A 1,980-nucleotide genomic window follows, 5' to 3' on the forward strand; every position below is an offset into this window, starting at 1 on the left:
AATCAACAACAGGCCTATTAGAAAATTCAACTACCTAACTCCTAAAGAGAAATTATTATCTTACAAACCCGTTGCACTTATTACTTGAACACGGCGTATGAAACATTTGCTAAATCAGATGTATTGAATTCTCCAAACGTTTTATTAACTGGAATGACAAATTGCCAAAATTTCCATACATTGTTGATCCCACGAATTTTTGTAGATCCATTAGAAAACTGGACAGATACTATTGCTTTTTTTCGATAGTTTACAGAAATCGAATACTGACCATTTGGCCTGGTTAATATTCTACGAAGTTTGAACCACCTTCTGCTTTTAACCAAAACTCCACCTAAAGGCACATCCGCATTAATTGAATTATCTCGCACTTTAATAGTCCCGGCCACAACATTTGTTGAATTTATTCGTGCATTTGTATCTGTAATAACTTCATCTTCATTTCCGGAAATTTCCATCATTAAGTTATACAGTTCCTTGCGGTTTATACCTAAATCATCAAGGGTTTTTGTTGCGTTTAAGGTATTATTTACAAAAGTTTCCCTTGCAATTGCACAGTTTGGATCAGTACTATTTGGGTCATAGCACCCTGGACGGGGAGTCCATGGGTCTACATCTTGGATATCTCCGTCATCCTCGTGGTACAAATAAACATCGGAGAGAATGTCATAAGGGACATTAATATTTATTGAATATTGAAAAGGAATTAGTGTATAGAAATATGTAATTCCATCTGCGCCTACAGCAGGATCATGATAATAGTCACCAATAAATTGAATGTCTTGGTCCAGGGGATAATCCCACAAATCATACCCGGTCTGTTCCAAAGCAATAAGTTGATCGTAATTCTGAGGCTTAAACTTAACATATTTATGAGTTGGACTAAGGCTAGTGGAGCAATTTGAACATCCTAACCTTCTATTTTCTTTTCGATATTTCGCTTCAAGAATCTGCATAGCCAATTTAGCATTTTCGATAGTGAAAGGGTTACTTCTTTTATTACCCAAAATCATAAGATTTTCAGGATCCCCTTTACCAACCATTTCCTCTATTGGATTTTGGTCAAGTTCATTAACTTCGCAAGATTGAATAAAAATCAGGCTCAGAAATAAAAAGAGTAGAATTTTAATTTTCATGATTATCTAAGTTTTATAAAATAATTTTAAAGTAAATATAATTGTGCGATTTATAAATATCTATTAGGAAATGATATATTGATTAGGAGAAAAATAACCAGTTTCAATAAATTTTTTAAATTTAATTAAATATTTTCAATATCAGACTTGTTAAATTGCATACACATCAGAACCGTCGTAGTGTAAAACTTCTGAAAATCTCTTGTTTCAAACAATAGCACCTATACCTAATCTTAATTCTACTAAACCCAAGAAGAGGAAATTAATTAGAATGAACTGTAAGTGAATTACCTAAACCAATTTCTGATTTCACCTTCCAATGATTCTATTTGAGGATCATTAGAATAACTTGAATCTATCTGATCAAATATTTTCTTCCGATTTAAATTTGCTAGGAGGATAAAAGATACTATGGTAAATAAAAACAAAAAACAAACAAACCAGTTTTGAAATTTGGAATAGTTAACTCGAGCAGCTTCTATAAGTTCTTTATTTTTCATGGAAAACCAATACATGAAAATGAAAACAACCACTAAGATCAAGAAATCTATTCCAATATTCGTAATCATTGGTTCAGACTTGAAGGAATAAAAGACCAATAGTAGATTTCGAATAGACACTCCTATCAACAATGTAACTAAAATTACTGCCCCTAGAAATGGACTTGGATTCTTAACTAATGTTAGAAACCAATACACCCTGTTTAAAATTAAAATAATATATCTCATGCTTATCTTGGTTTATCAAATCCCAGATTCAAGTTATAAATGCAACACTAAAGGTTTAAGGAAAGGAAGCCTAGGCTTCCTTTCCTTAGGCTGAATAACTAAATTAGTGTTGTCAT

Annotated in this window: 1 protein-coding gene; it reads right to left on the reverse strand. The window is 32.1% G+C overall.

The features are described 5' to 3' along the window. Positions 1-80: 80 nt before the first annotated feature. Positions 81-1,136, reverse strand: coding sequence for a hypothetical protein (locus CLV31_RS21645; RefSeq protein ID WP_111395175.1), 1,056 nt, complete (start codon positions 1,134-1,136; stop codon positions 81-83). Between the last annotated feature and the right edge of the window lie 844 nt (positions 1,137-1,980).

The sequence above is a fragment of the Algoriphagus aquaeductus genome (genome assembly GCF_003253485.1).
GTDB classification, from domain to species: domain Bacteria; phylum Bacteroidota; class Bacteroidia; order Cytophagales; family Cyclobacteriaceae; genus Algoriphagus; species Algoriphagus aquaeductus.